We start from the raw sequence: 20309 nt of genomic DNA, 5'->3' as shown, positions 1-20309 counted from the left end.
AGAGATTTAAACACCGGGTACCTCGCTTACATCGGCGACAAGTTAAGGAAGAAACGCTGCAACCAGCCCATATTTTGCGCTTCATTGATGTAGCCGTTGCCGACGTACTCTATACGCGCATCCGCAACCTGAGTTGACGGTACGGAGTTGCTGCCACTGATGGTGCGCGGGTTGACGACCCCAGAGAAGCGAATGAATTCAGTGCCCTGATTAATGGCGATCTGTTTTTCACCCACAACATGTAAGTTGCCATTCACCAGTACCTGATCGACCGTTACGGTCAGCGTACCGCTGAAGGTATTGCTGGCGTTTGCGCCGCCTTTACCGTTAAAGGTGTTACCGCCTGAGGCTTCTACGTCAGCACGCTCGTTGCCAAACAGTCCTTGCAGATAACGCGGTACGGTATCAAAACCAAAGTTTGTCTTGCCGTCGCGACTGGCGTTAGCTGAAGAACTTTTGCTCGCGCTGACGTTTTCCTGCAATACGATGGTCAACGTATCGCCAATATTACGCGGACGGCGGTCTTCAAATAGCGGCTGATAGCCGTAGTTAATCGGCTGTGCCGACTGGAAAATTGAGCCATTCGCCACCGGCGTCGGACCTGGAACAGGCTGGGCAGACGTGGCGCCCTGCACGAGCGGCGTGGCCGGGATCCAGGCGCATCCTGTCAGTGTAACCACCAGCAGGGCTAAAATTGGGTATGGGTGAAGCGCGTATTTTCGCATTGCGGTCATCTTCAAAATCAGTGTGCCGGTGAGGCTTTCACCCCACCGGACCACACTTTAGAGTTGCGTCAGTTTTTGCAGCATCTGATCGGTGGTCGATACCGCTTTACTGTTGATTTCGTAAGCGCGCTGGACCTGGATCATGTTTACCAGCTCTTCCGCCACGTTGACGTTAGAGGTTTCAACATAGCCCTGATACAGCAGACCCGCGCCGTTCAGCCCCGGCGTGCTCTCATTTGGCGCACCGGATGACTGCGTTTCGGTGTACAGATTTTCACCAATGCTTTCCAGACCGGTATCGTTCATAAAGGTCGTCAGGTTAAGCTGCCCGACCTGAACCGGCGCAGCCTGACCCTGTTGGGTCACGCTGACAATACCGTCGCGGCCAATGGTGATACTGAGCGAGTTAGCCGGAATGGTGATAGCAGGCTGAACCTGAAAACCACCAGCCGTCACCAACTGACCGTTCTGATCCACCTGGAAAGAACCGTCACGGGTATAGGCGGACGTGCCATCAGGCAGCATGACCTGGAAAAAGCCCTGCCCCTTAATCGCCACATCTTTACTGTTATTAGTCTGCGACAGGTTACCCTGGCTGTGTAAACGCTCGGTTGCAACCGGACGCACACCGGTACCAATCTGCAAACCAGACGGCAGTGTGGTCTGTTCCGAAGACTGGGCGCCAGGCTGGCGAATCGTCTGATACAACAGATCTTCAAACACCGCACGCTGGCGCTTAAATCCGTTGGTACTGACGTTCGCCAGGTTGTTGGCAATCACATCCATGTTGGTTTGCTGCGCATCCAGGCCGGTTTTGGCGATCCATAATGAACTGATCATAAAATGTCCTGTGTTAACTCATCGACAGCAGTTGGTTGGCACGGCCCGCGTTATCATCCACGCTACTGATAATCTTCATTTGCATTTCAAAACGGCGGGCGTTGGCGATCATGTCGCTCATCGCGGCAACCGGCTTGACGTTACTGCCTTCCAGCACACCCGACATAACGCGAATGCTCGGGTCGGCCTGTAACGTCGCACCACGGGTAGCCTGTGCGGCCTGAGTCAGACGGAACATACCGTCGTCGCCACGCTGCACTTCGCTCCCCGTCGCCTTCACCAGCTTCAGTCGCCCAACTGGCGCGACCGTGTTGGCCGGATCGCCAGGGTTGAGCGCCGAAATCGTTCCGTCAGCCGCAATGGTGACTTCTGAACCTTCCGGTACGGCTATCGGTCCGGCTTCGCCAATCACCGGATGTCCCTGAATGGTCAATTCACCCGTTGGGCTTACCTGAATAGCACCGTTACGGGTATACCCTTCGCTACCGTCCGCGGTCTGCACAGCCAACCAGCCATCTTGTTGCAGCGCCACGTCCAGCGGACGTGAGGTATAGTCCATCTGACCCGGCGTCATATCGGCCCCCGGCGTGGAGGCCACTACCAACGTACGCGTCGGCAAAGACAATCCTTCAACGGGAACCGCGCGCAGCGCATTGAGCTGAGCACGAAAACCCGGCGTGGAGGCGTTTGCCAGGTTGCTGGCCGTCACCGCCTGTTGATTCAGCGTCTGGCTGGCCGCGCCCATGGCGGTATAAATTGCGTGATCCATTAAGCCATCCTGTCAGGCGCTTAGCGCAGGTTGACCAGCGTGTTGAGGATCTGATCCTGGGTTTTGATGGTCTGCGCGTTCGACTGATAGTTACGCTGGGCGACAATCATATTCACCAGTTCTTTACTCAAATCCACGTTTGACGCTTCCAGAGCGCCGTTGGTCAGCTTGCCGAAATTACCCTCGCCTGCGGTACCCAGCAGCGCCACGCCGGAAGACTGAGTCGCCGCCCAGACGTTGTCGCCCTGAGACGCCAGACCTTCGTTATTGGCAAAGTTTGCCAGCACGATCTGTCCCAGAACCTGTTGCTGTTCATTGGAGTAGTTACCGACCACGGTACCGTCATTGTTAATCTGGTAGCTCACCAGATCGCCCGGCTTGTAGCCGTTCTGATTTGTGGCAACGATGTTGTTTGCACCGGTGTTTTGCTGCATGGAGTTCAGGAAGCTCAGAGAAAAATTAGCGGCGTCTGCACCGTTAATCTGCCCGGTTGTGATGTTGATGTCCTTTGGCCAGACGGCAGGAGGAGTCGGTAACGCCGCAGTTGCCGTGGCGCTCATCCCTAAAAACACACCATTTTCATCAAAGCGCATAAACCCGGCGGATTTTGCCGGATCGCCAGTGGATGCATCCTGAGTGTGAACTTCCCAAGTGTTGCTCTGCGCATTTTTGACATAAAAAATGTTCATGTCATGGGCATTACCCTGGCTATCGAAAACGGTAACGGTGCCTTTTTTGTTGTAAGAATCCGCATCGCTTGGATTAAACGGGGTCTTTGTTGGCACCTTGTCAGTGGAGTTCAGGTTGATCTGCATTGACGCCGTTGTGGTGGTTTTCGCCGCCATCAGCGTATTCGGGATGGTGATCGGCGCCGGGTTAGCACCTTGCTGGATCGTTGGCGGTGTACCGGTAGCCGGGTAGCCCGTAAGCTGCAGCCCCTGCATGTTGACGATATTGCGGTTTTCATCGAGCTTGAACTGACCGTTACGGCTGTAGAAAACGGAACCGTTGCTGTCTACCATACGGAAAAAACCGTTCTGGCTGATAGCAACATCCAGCCCGCGCCCGGTGTTGGTCGTGGTGCCGTCGGTAAAGTCCTGGGTAATACCCGCAACTTTAACGCCCAGCCCCACTTTAGAACCGGCGAACATATCGGCAAAGGATGCCGTACCGGATTTAAAACCGTAGGTGGCGGAGTTGGCGATGTTGTTACCAATGACATCGAGGTTGGTCGCTGCAGCGTTCAGACCGCTGACCGCTTGTGAAAAGGCCATGACTTACTCCTGATAAGTGTGAAGGCTTAAATGATCTGCCGTACTTCGTCGAGGGTGGTGGTTCCATAGGTGCCCAGATCCAGCGTATTACCGCCGTTACTGCGAATAACTCCCTGCACCAGCGCAAACTGAAGCGGCTGTGCCACCAGTTGCGTTCCGCCATTACTGGCAGCAATTGACACGTTGTAAGAACCGCTTGGCGCATCCGTGCCATCGGTCATGGTGCCGTCCCAGGTAAAGGTATGAACGCCCGCTTTTAACCCACCAATTTCAATGGTGCGTACCACTTTGCCGTCTTTATCGGTAATGGTTGCAGTAACCTTATCTGCTGGTTGCTGCAACTCGACGCCAAACGGCGTAGTGGTGGTTTTTGCGCCTTCTTCCGTCCCTTTACCGGTCAGGATGGTAGTGCCCGGGATCATGACACCGTGGCCAATCAGGGTACTGGCCTGCAGCGACTGGCTGTTGTCGATCTGCCCGGAGATCGACCCCAACGTGGTGTTCAGTTTCTCAATTCCGCTCACGGTACTGATTTGCGCCAACTGGGTGGTCAGTTCGTTGTTTTGCAGCGGGTTGGTTGGATCCTGGTTTTTCAGCTGTGCAACCAGCAGCGTAAGAAAGCTGCTTTGCAGATCGGCGGCGTTGCTGCCCGTCAGCGAATTCTTCCCCGTTGCGTCATTAACGCCCGTTGTGCCTGGATCATTCATTTTTACAGCTATAGACATGTGCGCCTCCTTTACTGGCCTAGCGTCAGCGTTTTGAGCATCAAGCTTTTCACGGTATTGAGCACTTCGACGTTTGCCTGGTAGCTACGCGAGGCTGACATGGTGTTGACCATTTCGCCGACGACATCCACATTGGGCATTTTTACGTAACCGTTCGCATCGGCCAGCGGATTACCTGGCTCATAAACCAGCTTATCCGGTGCCTGGCTTTCAATAACGTCAGCCACTTTTACGCCACCGGTTGCCGCGCCCGGCGCAGCATCGACCTGAAAGACAACTTGCTTGGCGCGATACGGCTGACCGTCGGGTCCCGTGACGCTATCCGCATTCGCCATGTTGCTGGCCGCCACGTTCAAGCGTTTAGACTGAGCCGTCAGCGCAGAGCCTGCGATATCAAAAATATTTAACAGCGCCACGAATTAGTTCCCTCCTTGCAGCACGTTCATCATGCCTTTGATTTGTCCACCCAACGCGGTCAGCCCCATTTGATACTTGAGGCTGTTGTCTGCAAATTGCGTACGCTCCCGGTCCATATCCACCGTGTTACCATCAAGTGACGGCTGGTCAGGAATACGGTAGAGCAACTGCGTAGAAGGAGCAGAAACGGTCTGGGCCGGAATGTGTTGTGCAGAGGTCAGCGTCAACGAAACGCCGCCGGTTTCTTCCCGTCCTCGCACCATGACTTTTTTTAACTCACTGGCGAAATCCAGGTCGCGCGCCTGGTACCCCGGCGTGTCGGCATTGGCTATGTTGGCTGCCAATACTTCCTGGCGTTGGGCGCGCAAATTCAGCGCTTCCTGTTGAAAACGTAAGGCGGCGTCGAGCTTATCGAGCATATCTCCTCCGCAAATGACAAAATTCAGCGGACAGCTTAAATCCCATTACGCGCGCGTTATCGCCGGAATAAACGCAAAATGCGTCGCTATTTGTTGCGTTGATGACTGCGTCACACAGGTAAAATCCTGCCACTACCTGAAAAAGCGCGAGGTTTTGATGCAAACGTTTAAACGTGGAATAGTTGTGGCCGCACTGCTGTTCAGCCCTATGACGCTGGCGCAAGACCTGAATTCGCAGCTAACGGCATGGTTTTCCCAACGTCTGGCCGGATTCAGCGATGAGGTGGTGGTTACTATCCGAACGTCACCAAACTTACTACCGAGCTGTGAGCAACCCGCATTAAGCGTGTCCGGCAATGCAAAACTGTGGGGCAATGTGAACGTGCTGGCACGCTGCGCCAACGAAAAACGTTATCTGCAGGTGAACGTGCAGGCCACCGGAAACTACGTTGTAGCCGCCGCGTCTGTAGCACGAGGTAGCGCACTGACCCCAGCCAGCGTAACGCTGAAACGTGGTCGACTGGACCAACTGCCGCCCCGCGCGGTGCTGGATATGAATCAGGTGCAGGACGCCGTCAGCCTGCGTGATCTGGTGCCGGGTCAACCGATACAGCTTTCAATGTTGCGCCAGGCATGGCGGATCAAGGCCGGTCAGCGCGTACTGGTTATCGCTAACGGAGAAGGTTTTCGGGTGAATGCCGAAGGCAAAGCGCTGAATAATGCCGCCGTCGCACAAAATGCGCGAGTGCGGATGATTTCAGGCCAGGTGGTGAGCGGCGTCGTCGATTCTGATGGGAATATTCTTATTAACCTATAATAGGTTAAAGATTTTTTAGCGTGTGCCGATAGATAAACAACCAATGATTACAGCGGGCCGCTATAGCGTAACCCCTCGATGAGGAAAAACAAAATGAGCATTGATCGTACCTCACCATTGAAGCCAGTAAGTACCGTTCAGCCGCGCGAAACCAGCGATGCGCCGGTACAAAAAACGCGGAAGGAAAAAACCACCGCGACCACCAGCACCAGCGTGATGCTGAGCGATGCTCAGGCTAAACTGATGCAGCCCGGCACCAATGACATCAATATGGAACGCGTGGAAGCACTGAAAACCGCGATCCGTAACGGTGAACTGAAAATGGACACTGGAAAAATTGCCGACTCGCTGATCCGCGAGGCGCAGAGCTACTTACAGAGTAAATAAAGTATGACTCGTTTGTCAGAAATACTTGACCAGATGACGACCGTCCTCAATGACCTGAAAACGGTAATGGATGCTGAACAACAACAGCTTTCCGCAGGACATATCAACGGCAGCCAGCTACAGCGTATTACAGAAGAAAAAAGCTCTTTGCTGGCAACCCTTGATTATCTGGAGCAGCAGCGCCGTCTGGAGCATGACGCCACGCGCAGCGCCAACGATGAAATAGCCGAGCGCTGGCAGACTATCACCGTGAAAACACAGCACTTACGCGATCTCAACCAGCACAATGGCTGGCTGCTGGAAGGGCAGATCGAGCGCAATCAACAGGCGATTCAAGTGCTGAAACCGCACCAGGAACCAGCGTTGTACGGCGCAAATGGTCAAACCTCTGCTGCACACCGCGGCGGGAAAAAATTCTCTATTTAATGCAAGCCTGATAACACTTTGCTTATCAGGCCTACGCGTTTTGTAGGCCGGATACGGCGTCATGCCGCCATCCGGCGATAGTCTGTTACGCCGTCCGGCGCACAAACTCCTTCACTTTAAAGCCCAGCACGGCGAGTGCAGCGAAGTAAGCTGCAATACCTGCCACCACGACGGCCATCAGACGCAGCAGACGCCACAACATCGTGCCCTGCGACCAGTCCGGCATGATATAGAGCATCCCAACCAGTGCCGCCGACATTACCAGCACGGATATGACCAATCGCGCCAGGAACCAGGCCCAGCCCGGTTGCGGGGTGAAGATTTTCTGCTTACGCAACTGCCAGTACAACAATGAAGCGTTCAGGCACGCCGCCAGACCAATCGACAGTGACAGCCCGGCATGCTTCAGCGGTCCAATAAACGCCAGGTTCATTACCTGGGTCATAATCAGCGTCACAATGGCAATTTTGACCGGCGTTTTAATATCCTGGCGAGAATAAAAACCTGGGGCCAATACTTTCACCACGATCAAACCAATCAAGCCGACCGAGTACGCCACCAGCGCACGCTGGGTCATCGCGGCATCAAAGGCGGTAAATTTACCGTACTGGAACAAAGACACCGTCAGCGGTTTGGCCAGAATCCCTAACGCCACGGCGCTCGGCAATGCCAGGAGAAAACACAGACGCAGCCCCCAGTCCATCAGACGGCAATACTCATCATGATTGCCGCTGGAAAAGCTTTTGGACAGCGATGGCAGCAAGATAGTCCCCAACGCGACACCCAGCACACCGGATGGAAACTCCATCAAACGGTCAGCGTAATACATCCATGAAACTGAGCCAGAGGCCAGAAACGAGGCGAAAATCGTATTGATAATCAGTGAAATCTGACTGACCGAAACCCCAAGGATCGCCGGCCCCATTTGCTTGACGACGCGCATCGCCCCCGCATCGTGGAAGTTCACGCGTGGCAGCACCAGCATGCCAATTTTTTTCAGATGCGGAAGCTGGTAAATCAGCTGTAGCACACCGCCAACGGTAACGGCCCACGCCAGCGCCAGTACGGGAGGATTAAAATAAGGCGCGGCAAACAGCGCGAAACCAATCATGCTGATATTCAGAAAGGTCGGCGCAAACGCGGGAATAGAAAAGCGGTTCCAGGTGTTAAGGATCGCACCCACCAGCGAAGCCAATGAGATGAGCAGGATATACGGAAAGGTTATCCGCAGTAGTTGAGTGGTCAGCGCAAATTTATCCGCTGTGTCGGCAAATCCCGGCGCGGTGACTAATATCACCCATGGAGCAGCCAACATCCCTGCTACCGTCACCACGGCCAGCGCCAGCGTCAACAGTCCGGAAACGTAGGCAACAAACACGCGGGTGGCATCTTCACCCTGCTTACTTTTATATTCGGCAAGAATCGGCACAAACGCCTGGGAAAATGCGCCTTCGGCAAAGATTCGGCGCAACAGGTTAGGAAGTTTGAATGCCACAAAAAAGGCATCTGTCGCCATCCCTGCGCCAAAGATTCTGGCGACAATCGCATCACGCGCAAAACCCAGTACGCGTGAAAACATCGTCATCGAGCTGACGGCTGCCAGCGACTTTAATAAATTCATCTATGTTGTATTCCAGACTCTGAGGCAAAACCCCGCATAATCAGACCGCAGACCGGATAAGGCATGTACGCCGCCATCCGTAAATGCCGCGATGCCTGATAGCGGCCTCACAGCGCCTTATCAGGCCGCCAAACCAGCCTTCGGTTGAAAAGAGGTGTTATTTTTGAGTTGGCATATAGTACCTGGATTACAATGAATTACTACCGCCAGATGTTACAGGGGGTTATTCAGCCATCGCCTCCCGCCACAGCGTTTCGACAACACGTTGGGCCAGTAGCGCCTGCTCGCCTGCCGTCTCGGGAACCGTCTGATTTTGCACGCACTCAATGAAATGACGCGCGCATCCGGCAAAACCACGCTGTTCTAAGGTCGTTTGCCAGCCCGCTATCGGCTTATGAACAACACCTTGCCCACGCTCTTCCCGCCATTCCCGCATATCCGTCACATCAATCAGGCCACCGTCCGTCACCGCCTGCACGCTCTCGCGCTGGCTACCGGCACGACGATGCATACTGGTTGTTATCTGCATTTGCCCGGCAGAAAAATGATGCTCGGCGTAGAGCATCGCACCAGATTCATTGGTCAGCAGCGTGCCGTTATTTAACTGCACCTGCCCTCCCGCCAGCCACAATGCGGTATCGACCACGTGCAGATAGTCGTCCAGCAGAGTGAAGCGCAGATCGTGCGGCCCAACGCTGTCCGTACGGTGCTTATCCATACGTACTGACGCTGCGGTGCCCAACTGGGTTTTGAGATCCTGGTACAGCGGCGCGAATCGACGGTTAAACCCGACCATCAGCGTCAGCTTTTTCCGCTCTGCCAGCTCCACCAGTTGTTCAGCCTCGCGCAGGTTTTCCGCCAGCGGTTTATCCACGCACACATGAACTCCGGCATTCAGCAATTCGCTAACTACCGCATAATGCGTCGCGGTAGTGGAATGGACGAAAACCGCATCACAGGTTTGCGCCAGATTCACCAGTGAATCAACGTAGGGGATCCGCCAGGTATCGCAGATACGCTGCGCTTTTTCCCGCGAAGGTGAAAATGCGCCTTCCAGCGTCCAGTCTGCACTTGCGCCCAGCACGGGTAGCCAGGCCTTTTGTGCAATCCCGCCAAGCCCGACAACACCGATACGTAATTTTTTCACGTTATTCTCCCAGGTGTGCCAGCAAGGAATCAAGCCGCTGCTTAAGCTCCGCGACTTCTGTTTCCAGCGCTTCAACGCGCGCCTGCAGATCGCCTGAAGCAGCCGGAAGTTCATCCGCAGCGGCAATGGCTTCATCAACTTCACCGCAAAAGAGGTGCATATAACGGCTTTCACGTTTACCCGGCTCGCGCGCCAGGCGAACCACAAAAGGACCATCATCCCGGGTCGCCAGTTTCTCCAGCGTCGACTCCACTTCGGCCATATCGCTGAACTCGTACATCCGGGATGCGCGGCTACGCAACTCACCAGGCGTTTGCGCACCACGCAGCAGCAGCGTAGTAATGAGCGCCACTTCCCCTGCACTGAGCTTAAGATTACCAAATTCAGAGTTGCAGAAACGCTGCTCATATTTTGTGACGCGGTTGCCAAAGCCGCTTACCGTGCGCAGGAAATGTCGTTTCACCAGGTTATCAAGCTGATCCTGCACGTCCGATTCAGACAGATTCATCACCGGTTCACGATTCGTTTTTTGATTACAGGCGGTTACGACGCCATTAACGGAAAGCGGATACTGTTCCGGCGTGGTCACTTGTTTTTCTAATAAACAGCCAATCACTCGTGCTTCGGTGGCGGTTAATTCGTATTTCATCGTCTTCTCCATTAATCATGGCTGCCTGAAACTTAGCGGCCGGGGGTCCATTCTGATGTCGTCAACGCCGTCAGCACGTGATCGCGCCACTGCCCGTCAATCAGCAGGTAGTCTTTGGCATACCCTTCTTTTTCAAAACCCAGTCGCGCCAGCAGGTCACCGCTGCGCTTATTGTGTGGCATGTAGTTAGCCATAATGCGATGAATATGCTGCGTGCGCTGCATATAACGGATGGCCGAGGTTAAGGCTTCATACATCAGCCCCTGCCCCTGCCACTTCTGCGCTATGGAGTAACCGAGATAGCAGGCGTGGAAGGATCCCCGCACCACGTTCGAGAAGTTAGCAACGCCGATAATTTCTTTTTCTTCCGGATCGAGCAGCGCAAAATAATACGCGGTGCCTTGTTTATGAAACTCAGAGATCATACTCAGACGCGCCTGCCAGCCGGATGGATAACAGTGGCTTTCATCGCGAATAGGTTCCCAGGGTTTTAAGAAATGACGATTTTCTGCGTAATAATCTGCCAGACGCCAGGCATCACGCTCATGCACTAAACGCACGACCAGGCGGTCCGTGGTTAAGCGCACTTTTGGCACGTTACTGCGATAGCCAAACATTCTATACCTACTCCTTCCCGTAACGTCTTCAATACGCTGTTCGCATTACTATACCTGTGCGAATACACCCTGTGAAAAGAGCAAAATGCCATTTTTTGAATTATTCACACATTTTGATGAAAACTCTCTATCAAGACGGACTTTTGATAAAAAAATATTGTCCCGAGAAGGGTGGGAAAAGCGATGACGACACCGCAGAATAGGAGGTGCTTATCTTTTAAACTCTATCCAGAGTGACGAGTTTTTCCCTGGAGGGGAAATGTCGCAAGTCTCGCAGGCAAGGAACCTGGGTAAATACTTCCTTCTCATCGATAATATGCTGGTCGTGCTGGGTTTCTTCGTCGTTTTCCCGCTGATCTCAATTCGTTTCGTCGATCAAATGGGCTGGGCCGCCGTTATGGTCGGCATCGCGCTTGGATTACGTCAATTTATCCAGCAGGGGTTGGGTATTTTCGGCGGTGCTATTGCAGACCGTTTCGGTGCCAAACCGATGATCGTCACCGGTATGCTGATGCGCGCTGCCGGGTTCGCCACCATGGGCATTGCCCATGAGCCGTGGTTGCTGTGGTTTTCCTGCTTTCTCTCCGGACTGGGCGGCACGCTATTCGACCCACCCCGCTCGGCGCTGGTGGTTAAACTTATCCGCCCGGAAAAGCGCGGGCGCTTTTTCTCTATTCTGATGATGCAGGATAGCGCCGGGGCCGTGGTTGGCGCGTTGCTCGGCAGTTGGTTGTTGCAATACGATTTCCGTCTGGTATGCGCCACCGGCGCAATTTTGTTCGTTCTGTGTGCGGCGTTTAATGCCTGGCTGCTCCCGGCATGGAAGCTGTCGACGGTAAAAATACCGGTGCGCGAAGGGATGAGCCATGTAATGCATGACAAACGCTTTGTTACCTATGTGCTGACGCTGGCGGGCTATTACATGCTTGCAGTGCAGGTGATGCTGATGCTGCCAATCATGGTGAACGACATCGCAGGCTCACCGGCCGCCGTGAAATGGATGTATGCCATTGAGGCGTGCCTCTCTTTAACGCTGCTTTACCCGATTGCCCGCTGGAGTGAAAAACGCTTTCGCCTTGAACATCGCCTGATGGCCGGTCTGCTGGTGATGTCTCTGAGCATGATGCCCATTGGCCTGGTCGGCAATTTACAGCAGCTATTCACGCTGATCTGCACGTTCTATATTGGCTCAATCATCGCCGAACCGGCGCGTGAAACCCTGAGCGCCTCGCTGGCCAATGCACGGGCCAGAGGAAGCTACATGGGCTTCAGCCGACTGGGACTCGCCATCGGCGGCGCAATTGGTTATGTCGGCGGCGGCTGGTTGTTTGATATGGGCAAAGCCCTGGCGCAGCCTGAATTGCCCTGGATGATGCTCGGTATTATCGGCTTCATCACGTTCCTTGCTCTGGGCTGGCAATTCAGCCTCAAACGCCCAACGAGTGGTATGTTGGAGCCAGACGCCTGATAGCCGAACGGGCGTCCAGGCGCTTTTCAGTTTTTTCTGCTGGCGTCCGGGGCGCTGGTACTCGATGATGCTTTGTGTCACGATTACGCCACATGCATCATGTTGAGGAACCCCATGAAAAAGTTTTTTTTTGCCGCTGCGCTAATTGTCAGCGGCCTGTTGGTTGGTTGTAATCAACTCACGCAATACACGGTTAGTGAGCAAGAAATTAATCAGGCCCTGGCGAAGCATAATAACTTCTCTAAAGATATCGGTTTGCCCGGCGTCGCTGAAGCACACATCGTACTGAACAATCTCGCCAGCCAGATTGGCCGTGAAGAACCCAATAAAGTGACGCTAACCGGCGACGCAAACCTGGACATGAACTCCCTGTTTGGCAGTCAGAAAGCGACCATGAAGCTGAAGCTAAAAGCCTTACCGGTTTTCAATAAAGAAAAAGGCGCGATTTATCTGCAAGAGATGGAAGTCGTGGACGCCACCGTTACGCCGGAAAAAATGCAGTCGGTACTGCAAACGCTGATGCCTTATTTAAATCAGTCGCTGCGTAATTATTTCAACCAGCAGCCAGCGTACATTCTGCAGGATGACAGTAGCCAGGGTGAAGCACTGGCGAAAAAACTGGCGAAAGGTATCGAGGTGAAACCGGGCGAAATCATCATCCCGTTTACCGACTAATAAAACAGAGGGCGCCAATGCGCCCTTTTTTTTCGTGCAAACGAAAACGTTTCCGCTTATCCTTTGTTTCCGGCAAAAAAGACTATCCTCAGCCGGAGCATATTAATGACTGCACCATCCCAGGTTTTAAAGATCCGCCGCCCAGACGACTGGCATCTTCACTTTCGCGATGGCGACATGTTAAAAACTGTCGTGCCCTATACCAGTGAAATTTATGGCCGCGCCATTGTCATGCCGAACCTGGCTCCGCCCGTCACCACGGTTGACGTGGCTATCGCTTACCGCCAGCGCATTCTTGACGCGGTACCTGCCGGACACAACTTCACGCCATTAATGACCTGCTACTTAACGGATACACTGGATCCCAACGAGCTGGAACGTGGATTTAACGAAGGCGTTTTCACCGCTGCAAAACTCTATCCGGCCAATGCCACCACCAACTCGACGCATGGCGTAACCTCGATTGACGCCATCATGCCGGTACTGGAACGGATGGAAAAATTGGGTATGCCGCTGCTGGTGCACGGAGAAGTGACGCATGCGGATATCGATATTTTCGATCGCGAAGCGCGCTTTATTGAAACGGTGATGGAACCACTGCGTCAGCGTTTAACTGCGCTGAAAGTCGTGTTCGAACATATCACTACCAAAGATGCTGCCGAATACGTGCGCGACGGTAACGAGCTTTTGGCTGCTACCATTACGCCACAGCATCTGATGTTCAACCGCAACCACATGCTGGTTGGCGGGATTCGCCCTCATCTGTACTGCCTGCCGATCCTCAAACGTAACGTCCATCAACAGGCGCTGCGTGAACTGGTCGCCAGCGGGTTTAGCCGCGCATTCCTCGGTACCGACTCTGCGCCACATGCACGTCATCGCAAAGAGTCTAGCTGTGGCTGTGCGGGCTGCTTTAATGCGCCGACCGCGTTGGGTAGCTATGCCACCGTGTTTGAGGAGATGAATGCGCTGGACCACTTCGAAGCCTTCTGTTCACTCAATGGCCCGCAGTTTTATGGTTTACCGGTGAATGAAACCTTTATTGAGCTGGAACGCGTGGAGCACCAGGTCCCGGAGAGCATTGCGCTGGAAAACGATACGCTGGTACCTTTCCTGGGTGGCGAAACCGTACGTTGGTCAGTAAAAAACTAAAAAAAATGTAGCCAATCGATGTGAATAACTGTATAAATAAACAGTATATTCCACAGGGGGCTACTATGCGTATTGAAGTCACTATTGCCAAAACTTCACCTTTACCTGCCGGTGCAATTGACGCGCTGGCAGGTGAACTCTCCCGCCGTATTCAGCACCATTTTCCGGATAACGAAGGTAACGTTACCGTCCGTTATGCCGGCGCAAACAATCTGTCGGTTATTGGCGCAACCAAAGAGGATAAAGAACGCATCAGCGAGATCTTACAGGAGACCTGGGAAAGCGCGGATGACTGGTTCATCAATGAATAAATAATGATATGCAGTGATGTTTGTTTGCCGGGTCGCCCCGGCTTTTTTATACACGTCATCTTTTAATCAATAGTACATTCGTTACGACGGATTTTTATTTTAATAAAAAATTCCTGGTTATCTTTTAACCACAACACCAAAATAATTGTGCAACATGCTAAAAAAAAATGAATAACATGTTGGTTTCTTAGTCAGATAACGCTGAAAACGATAATTTTATGCACCACCCTCTTTAAATTTCCAATGAATACCCTTATTTATTGATATACTGAAGTTGCTTCAGAAAAAAACGCATTGAACCTCGAAAACCGTTGTCTAGTAACACGAATTAGGGGGCATGATGGAAAAGAATAATGAAGTCATTCAGACTCATCCGCTTGTAGGATGGGACATCAGCACCGTTGATAGCTATGATGCGCTGATGCTGCGTTTGCACTACCAGACCCCGAATCGTCCGGACCCGGATGGGACTGAAGTTGGTCAAACGCTCTGGTTAACCACAGATGTTGCCAGGCAATTTATTTCGATATTAGAAGCAGGAATCGCCAAAATTGAATCCGGCGATTACCAGGTAAATGAGTATCAGCGACATTAAACCTGATACATCCAACCATCAAAAGGCACCTTATCGGTGCCTTTCTTATTTCTGGGTTGAATATTCCGCGTCAGTTATTTACCCTGCTATACCTGTCATACTTCAAGTTGCATGTGCGTTGGCTTTCCTCGCTCACCCTGGTCACGTACTAATGTACGCTCCCAGGGATTCGCTGCGTTGCCGCGTGATTCGGCCTTACGGCCTCACCCCTTCGGGGCCAGCGCAAGCGCTGTTCAAAACGGCCGGGCCGTTTTGTCCTGCAACTCGAATTATTTAAGGTATATTATCGCGATTGCAGAGAGAAGCGGATGAAATACGACTTAATCATTATTGGCAGCGGTTCGGTAGGCGCCGCAGCCGGATACTATGCTACTCGCGCCGGTCTGAACGTTCTGATGATCGATGCGCATATGCCTCCGCATCAGCAGGGCAGCCACCACGGAGACACACGATTAATTCGTCATGCATATGGCGAAGGTGAAAAATACGTTCCGCTGGTACTGCGTGCGCAAACATTATGGGATGAACTGTCTACCCAAAATGAAGAGCCGATTTTTGTTCGCTCCGGTGTTATCAACCTCGGCCCGGCAGATTCAACCTTCTTAGCGACCGCGGCACAAAGCGCAAAACAGTGGCAACTCAATGTTGAACAGTTGGATGCTGCGGCCATCATGGCTCGCTGGCCGGAGATTCGCGTACCTGAAAACTATATCGGCCTGTTTGAAGCCGAGTCAGGTTTTTTACGCAGTGAGTTAGCGATTAAAACCTGGATCCGTCTGGCGGAAGAAGCAGGCTGCGCGCAGCTGTTTAAATGTCCGGTCAGCGCAATACACCACAGTGATGATGGCGTAACGGTAGAAACCGCCGATGGCGACTATCACGCGCACAAAGCGGTGATCAGCGCCGGAACCTGGGTGCAGGCATTAGTTCCTGAACTCCCTATACAACCCGTGCGCAAAGTGTTCGCATGGTATCAGGCCGATGGGCGTTACAGCGTTAAGAATAATTTCCCTGCTTTCACCGGCGAACTGCCAAATGGCGATCAATACTACGGTTTCCCGGCTGAAAATGACGAGCTGAAAATTGGTAAGCACAATGGCGGCCAGGTTATTCATTCGCCAGAAGAGCGTAAGCCGTTCGCCGCTGTCGCCAGCGATGGATCTGAGGCTTTCCCATTCCTGCGGACTATTCTGCCAGGCGTTGGTTGCTGTCTGCACGGTGCATCCTGCACCTATGATAATTCACCGGATGAAGACTTTATCATTGATACTCTGCCGGAGCATGACAATACGCTGATAGTGACCGGACTGAGCGGACATGGCTTTAAGTTTGCCTCCGTACTGGGAGAAATTGCGGCAGACTTCGCTCAGAACAAACCGTCTGGTTTTGACCTGACCCCCTTCAGGCTCAGCCGTTTTAAGCGATAATAAATGATGGCCTCGTTGGTGAGGCCATTTTTATGACAGGAATAACATTGATGCGCCGCCTCTTTCACTATCTGGTAAATAATATTCGTGAGCACCTTATGCTCTACATTATTTTATGGTCGCTGCTGGCAATTATGGATGTAATATATATTATGTTTTTCTGATCCCGTCGCACTGACATTAATTGACATAAACTGATAGTAACTTAATTTTCATTGCAATTAACTGAATAAAAAAATATCACCACTTTCCCCGAAATCAAGTCCTGCAACCCTCCAACTGCTCTAATTCCTTGATGGTTATTTCACAATTCAATCAGTTTTATTGAATTAAAAACAAATATCATCACCGTTGTTATTTATTAGTTGCATTAATGCCTTTTCCGCGCCATTTTCATTCACTTCTGAAATATCTGACGGTGCGCTTATGCAATTCAATAATACTCCACAACGCTATGGCGTGGTGTCTGCCGCATTACACTGGCTGATTGCGATTGCTGTTTATGGCATGTTTGCGCTGGGTTTGTGGATGGTCACACTCAGCTATTACGACGGCTGGTATCACCAGGCCCCAGAGCTGCATAAAAGCATCGGCATTCTGCTGATGATGGGACTGGTCATCCGCGTCGTCTGGCGGCTGATCTCACCTCCTCCTCCTGCGCTGGCAAGCTATTCCCGTTTCACCCGTATCGCTGCGGCACTGGGTCACCTCGCGCTATACACATTACTCTTTTCAATTGTGATTAGCGGGTATTTGATTTCCACCGCTGATGGCAAAGCGATAAGCGTATTTGGTTGGTTCGACATTCCGGCCACCCTTGCCAATGCAGGCGCTCAGGCCGACCTCGCCGGGAGCCTGCACCTGTGGCTTGCATGGACCGTGGTGGTTTTATCACTTCTGCACGGACTGATGGCCCTGAAACATCACTTTATCGATAACGACGATACCCTCAATCGCATGTTGGGAAAATCGTCATCTGACTATGGAGCTTAAAATGAAAAAAAACCTGCTGGGACTTACACTCGCCTCTCTGTTATTCACCACCGGGTCGGCCGTGGCGGCAGATTACAAAATTGACAAAGAAGGACAGCATGCCTTTGTTAATTTCCGTATCCAGCATCTGGGTTACAGCTGGCTGTACGGCACATTTAAAGATTTCGACGGTACATTTACCTTTGATGAGAAAAATCCCGCAGCCGATAAGGTTAACGTGACCATCAACACCAACAGCGTTGATACCAACCACGCCGAACGCGACAAGCACTTGCGCAGCGCAGATTTCCTTAACGTGGCAAAATTCCCACAGGCGACGTTTAGCTCCACCAGCGTTAAAAAAGAAGGGAACGATCTGGATATCACCGGTAATCTGACCCTGAACGGTGTCACTAAGCCGGTTACGCTGGACGCGAAGCTTATCGGTCAGGGCGGCGATCCGTGGGGTGGCACACGCGCAGGTTTTGAAGCGCAAGGTAAAATCAAGCTGAAGGACTTCAACATCACCACCGATCTCGGCCCGGCATCTCAGGAAGTCGATCTGATCATCTCAGTGGAAGGTGTCCAGCAGAAGTAATGCGTGAATGGCCGGATGAGGTTCAGCCCCTCATCCGGCATTATGTTATTGCGTGGGATCTGGAATCCCCAGTTTGGTATTCAGGCGACCGCGTGATTTATTAAAGATCTTGTTGCCATTCTCACGGCCCGCGCGAAGACGCCGCTGCTCCTCTTCTGGCAACTCGCTCTCTTCGCTACATAATTCGCTACAGCAGCCGTTATACTTCTGTGCACAGGCCGGGCACTGAATAAATAGCAGATGGCAGCCATCATTTTTGCAATTAGTATGGCTATCGCACGCCGTTCCACATTGATGGCAATGCGCAATGACATCGTCAGAAATTCTTTCGCCCATACGCTCATCAAAAACGAAGTTTTTACCGACAAAGCGCACCGGAAGTCCCTGTTCACGGGCCTTACGGGCATATTCAATAATACCGCCCTCAATGTGCCAGACTTTGCTAAATCCGTTGTGTTTCATCCAGGCGCTGGCTTTCTCACAACGGATCCCACCCGTGCAGTACATAACGATTTTTTTATCTTTATGCTCCTGCATCATTTCAACCGCTTTCGGCAACTGGTCACGGAACGTGTCTGCCGGAATTTCCAGCGCATTCTCGAAATGACCCACCTCGTATTCATAGTGGTTACGCATATCAATGAATACCGCGTCAGGATCGTCCAGCATAGCGTTCACTTCCGCCGCCTTCAGGTAATCCCCCACGTTGCTGGCGTCAAATTGCGGATCGTCAATCCCATCCGCCACAATGCGTTCACGCACTTTCATGCGCAGCACCCAGAACGATTTACCGTCATCATCCAGCGCAATATTTAGACGTAATCCGTTTAATGCGGGATTAAACGCATAAAGCTGCTGGCGAAATGCTTCGACGTGGCTTTGCGGCACACTGATTTGCGCGTTGATTCCTTCATGGGCAAGATAGACGCGCCCGAAAACGTTCAACGCAGTGAACAGTTGGTACAGCGCATCACGCGTGTCCTGAGGATTAGGGATCGTGAAATATTTATAGAATGAGATCGTCGTGCGTGGTTCAGTCTCGGCCAGCATTTTGGCTTTGAGGGCGTCATTCGAAATGCGGTTGTGTAACACTGGCATGGTGTACGTATCCTGCAAATTGGGAGTAAATGAAAATCGGCGGCATAATAAAGCAAACCTCGCCAATTTACATCCACACATTTTACGCTACATTTCTTACTTCAATATAAACGTGTAACAACAACTGCTGGTTAAATCACCGTTCTCCCGTCACAAATTTTTGATACGCGCGAAAAAATGCGACAATACAGGGAATTGGTCGTTTGAAGACAGGATAGACATGACGAATTTACCCAAGTTTTCGGCTGCGTTACTGCATCCACGTTATTGGTTAACCTGGCTGGGCATTGGCTTCCTTTGGTTAATCGTGCAGTTACCCTACCCGATTCTTTATAAGTTGGGCTGCGCATTAGGTCGCCTGGCGTTACGTTTGATGAAACGTCGGGCAAAAATTGTATCCCGTAATCTGGAACTGTGCTTCCCGCAGATGAGCGAGCAGGAACGCCAGCAGATGGTCGTCAAGAACTTTGAGTCCGTGGGTATGGGCGTGATGGAAACCGGTATGGCCTGGTTTTGGTCCGACAAGCGCATTTCACGCTGGACAGAAGTGATTGGGATGGAGCATATCCGCGACGTTCAGGCGCAAAAGCGGGGAATTTTGTTAGTGGGTCTGCACTTTCTGACCCTTGAACTGGGTGCGCGTCAGTTTGGTTTGCAGGAGCCGGGTATTGGTGTGTATCGCCCTAACGACAACCCGCTGCTCGACTGGCTACAAACCTGGGGCCGTATGCGCTCGAATAAATCAATGCTCGATCGTAAAGACCTGAAAGGAATGATTAAGGCGTTGAAAAAAGGCGAAGTGGTCTGGTATGCGCCGGATCATGACTACGGTCCTCGCGCCAGCGTGTTCGTACCGCTTTTTGCTGTTGAACAAGCCGCAACGACCTCCGGGACCTGGATGCTTTCGCGCATGTCCAATGCCTGTCTGGTACCGTTTGTTCCTCGCCGCAAGCCTGACGGTAAGGGGTATCAATTGATTATGCTGCCTCCGGAGTGTTCTCCGCCGTTAGACGACGCGGAAACTACGGCTGCGTGGATGAATAAGATTGTTGAGCAATGCATCATGATGGCGCCAGAGCAATATATGTGGCTGCATCGTCGCTTCAAGACGCGTCCCGAAGGCTCCCCTTCTCTGTACTAAAGCGTTGTTGCAGTCCTGTGGGCTGCAACACCTTTCCTA

25 protein-coding genes are annotated in these 20309 nt (G+C 52.3%); 13 read left to right on the top strand and 12 right to left on the bottom strand.

Features of this window, described 5'->3' with window-relative positions:
* Positions 1-26 precede the first annotated feature (26 nt).
* The 7 genes from flgH to flgB are packed head-to-tail and all read right to left on the bottom strand — an operon-like array spanning position 27 to position 5169.
* On the bottom strand, positions 27-725 hold the full coding sequence (gene flgH / locus E1B03_RS10510) for a flagellar basal body L-ring protein FlgH (protein WP_103771450.1): 699 nt from the start codon (positions 723-725) through the stop codon (positions 27-29).
* 57 nt (positions 726-782) lie between these two features.
* On the bottom strand, positions 783-1565 hold the full coding sequence (gene flgG / locus E1B03_RS10505; protein WP_003036202.1) for a flagellar basal-body rod protein FlgG: 783 nt from the start codon (positions 1563-1565) through the stop codon (positions 783-785).
* A 13-nt stretch (positions 1566-1578) separates the two neighbouring features.
* Entirely contained in the window at positions 1579-2334 is a 756-nt protein-coding gene (locus E1B03_RS10500; protein ID WP_016156188.1) for a flagellar basal body rod protein FlgF, read from the bottom strand.
* Positions 2335-2354: 20 nt separating this feature from the next.
* The gene (gene flgE / locus E1B03_RS10495; RefSeq protein WP_133086163.1) at positions 2355-3608 is read right to left on the bottom strand and encodes a flagellar hook protein FlgE; all 1254 of its coding nucleotides are present in this window, start codon (positions 3606-3608) and stop codon (positions 2355-2357) included.
* A gap of 26 nt (positions 3609-3634) precedes the next feature.
* The gene (gene flgD / locus E1B03_RS10490) at positions 3635-4333 is read right to left on the bottom strand and encodes a flagellar hook assembly protein FlgD (protein ID WP_103771452.1); all 699 of its coding nucleotides are present in this window, start codon (positions 4331-4333) and stop codon (positions 3635-3637) included.
* A gap of 11 nt (positions 4334-4344) precedes the next feature.
* On the bottom strand, positions 4345-4749 hold the full coding sequence (gene flgC, locus E1B03_RS10485) for a flagellar basal body rod protein FlgC (protein WP_006685091.1): 405 nt from the start codon (positions 4747-4749) through the stop codon (positions 4345-4347).
* 3 nt (positions 4750-4752) lie between these two features.
* A complete protein-coding gene (gene flgB, locus E1B03_RS10480; protein WP_103771453.1) occupies positions 4753-5169 on the bottom strand; it encodes a flagellar basal body rod protein FlgB in 417 nt (138 codons plus the stop codon).
* 157 nt (positions 5170-5326) lie between these two features.
* On the opposite strand from flgB, the gene flgA reads away from it, so the two are divergent.
* The 3 genes from flgA to flgN all read left to right on the top strand — a co-directional run bounded on the left by flgA (position 5327) and on the right by flgN (position 6799).
* Positions 5327-5986, top strand: a complete 660-nt coding sequence (flgA, locus tag E1B03_RS10475; RefSeq protein ID WP_103771454.1) for a flagellar basal body P-ring formation chaperone FlgA — start codon at positions 5327-5329, stop codon at positions 5984-5986.
* A 93-nt stretch (positions 5987-6079) separates the two neighbouring features.
* A complete protein-coding gene (gene flgM / locus E1B03_RS10470) occupies positions 6080-6373 on the top strand; it encodes a flagellar biosynthesis anti-sigma factor FlgM (protein WP_016152624.1) in 294 nt (97 codons plus the stop codon).
* 3 nt (positions 6374-6376) lie between these two features.
* Positions 6377-6799, top strand: coding sequence for a flagella biosynthesis chaperone FlgN (gene flgN, locus E1B03_RS10465; protein ID WP_103771455.1), 423 nt, complete (start codon positions 6377-6379; stop codon positions 6797-6799).
* A gap of 85 nt (positions 6800-6884) precedes the next feature.
* Here flgN and murJ read toward each other — a convergent pair whose 3' ends face one another.
* The 4 genes from murJ to rimJ form a co-directional block, all read right to left on the bottom strand.
* The gene (gene murJ / locus E1B03_RS10460) at positions 6885-8420 is read right to left on the bottom strand and encodes a murein biosynthesis integral membrane protein MurJ (RefSeq protein ID WP_103771456.1); all 1536 of its coding nucleotides are present in this window, start codon (positions 8418-8420) and stop codon (positions 6885-6887) included.
* A 223-nt stretch (positions 8421-8643) separates the two neighbouring features.
* Positions 8644-9567 (bottom strand): Gfo/Idh/MocA family protein, encoded by a 924-nt coding sequence (locus E1B03_RS10455; RefSeq protein ID WP_103771457.1) that lies wholly within the window; start codon positions 9565-9567, stop codon positions 8644-8646.
* Between the two features lies 1 nt (position 9568).
* Positions 9569-10216 (bottom strand): YceH family protein, encoded by a 648-nt coding sequence (locus tag E1B03_RS10450; protein ID WP_133086162.1) that lies wholly within the window; start codon positions 10214-10216, stop codon positions 9569-9571.
* A 32-nt stretch (positions 10217-10248) separates the two neighbouring features.
* Positions 10249-10833: a ribosomal protein S5-alanine N-acetyltransferase gene (rimJ, locus tag E1B03_RS10445; protein WP_006685101.1), complete on the bottom strand. Its 585-nt coding sequence runs from the start codon at positions 10831-10833 to the stop codon at positions 10249-10251.
* 259 nt (positions 10834-11092) lie between these two features.
* On the opposite strand from rimJ, the gene mdtH reads away from it, so the two are divergent.
* The 9 genes from mdtH to E1B03_RS10400 all read left to right on the top strand — a co-directional run bounded on the left by mdtH (position 11093) and on the right by E1B03_RS10400 (position 18031).
* Entirely contained in the window at positions 11093-12301 is a 1209-nt protein-coding gene (gene mdtH / locus E1B03_RS10440; protein WP_103771459.1) for a multidrug efflux MFS transporter MdtH, read from the top strand.
* A 114-nt stretch (positions 12302-12415) separates the two neighbouring features.
* Positions 12416-12976: a lipoprotein gene (locus E1B03_RS10435; RefSeq protein WP_020996498.1), complete on the top strand. Its 561-nt coding sequence runs from the start codon at positions 12416-12418 to the stop codon at positions 12974-12976.
* A 105-nt stretch (positions 12977-13081) separates the two neighbouring features.
* The gene (gene pyrC / locus E1B03_RS10430; protein WP_133086161.1) at positions 13082-14128 is read left to right on the top strand and encodes a dihydroorotase; all 1047 of its coding nucleotides are present in this window, start codon (positions 13082-13084) and stop codon (positions 14126-14128) included.
* Positions 14129-14193: 65 nt separating this feature from the next.
* Complete coding sequence (gene dinI, locus E1B03_RS10425) at positions 14194-14439, top strand: DNA damage-inducible protein I (RefSeq protein WP_003036157.1); 246 nt, start codon at positions 14194-14196, stop codon at positions 14437-14439.
* A gap of 340 nt (positions 14440-14779) precedes the next feature.
* Positions 14780-15034: a biofilm formation regulator BssS gene (gene bssS, locus E1B03_RS10420; protein ID WP_003036154.1), complete on the top strand. Its 255-nt coding sequence runs from the start codon at positions 14780-14782 to the stop codon at positions 15032-15034.
* Between the two features lie 308 nt (positions 15035-15342).
* Positions 15343-16461: an N-methyl-L-tryptophan oxidase gene (solA, locus tag E1B03_RS10415; protein WP_103771461.1), complete on the top strand. Its 1119-nt coding sequence runs from the start codon at positions 15343-15345 to the stop codon at positions 16459-16461.
* Positions 16462-16511: 50 nt separating this feature from the next.
* The gene (locus tag E1B03_RS10410; protein WP_103771462.1) at positions 16512-16625 is read left to right on the top strand and encodes a YceO family protein; all 114 of its coding nucleotides are present in this window, start codon (positions 16512-16514) and stop codon (positions 16623-16625) included.
* 262 nt (positions 16626-16887) lie between these two features.
* Positions 16888-17454: a cytochrome b gene (locus E1B03_RS10405; RefSeq protein ID WP_103771463.1), complete on the top strand. Its 567-nt coding sequence runs from the start codon at positions 16888-16890 to the stop codon at positions 17452-17454.
* 1 nt (position 17455) lies between these two features.
* Positions 17456-18031: a YceI family protein gene (locus E1B03_RS10400; protein WP_003832130.1), complete on the top strand. Its 576-nt coding sequence runs from the start codon at positions 17456-17458 to the stop codon at positions 18029-18031.
* Between the two features lie 45 nt (positions 18032-18076).
* On the opposite strand, the gene trhO is transcribed toward E1B03_RS10400, so the two are convergent.
* Complete coding sequence (gene trhO / locus E1B03_RS10395; protein ID WP_103771464.1) at positions 18077-19129, bottom strand: oxygen-dependent tRNA uridine(34) hydroxylase TrhO; 1053 nt, start codon at positions 19127-19129, stop codon at positions 18077-18079.
* A gap of 220 nt (positions 19130-19349) precedes the next feature.
* Here trhO and E1B03_RS10390 point away from each other — a divergent pair, with 220 nt between their 5' ends.
* Positions 19350-20270 (top strand): Kdo(2)-lipid IV(A) acyltransferase, encoded by a 921-nt coding sequence (locus E1B03_RS10390; protein WP_103771465.1) that lies wholly within the window; start codon positions 19350-19352, stop codon positions 20268-20270.
* Positions 20271-20309 lie beyond the last annotated feature (39 nt).

Origin of the sequence: Citrobacter arsenatis (assembly GCF_004353845.1) — a bacterium.
Classification (GTDB): Bacteria; Pseudomonadota; Gammaproteobacteria; order Enterobacterales; family Enterobacteriaceae; genus Citrobacter; species Citrobacter arsenatis.
This window is presented reverse-complemented; position numbering and strand designations above follow the sequence as displayed.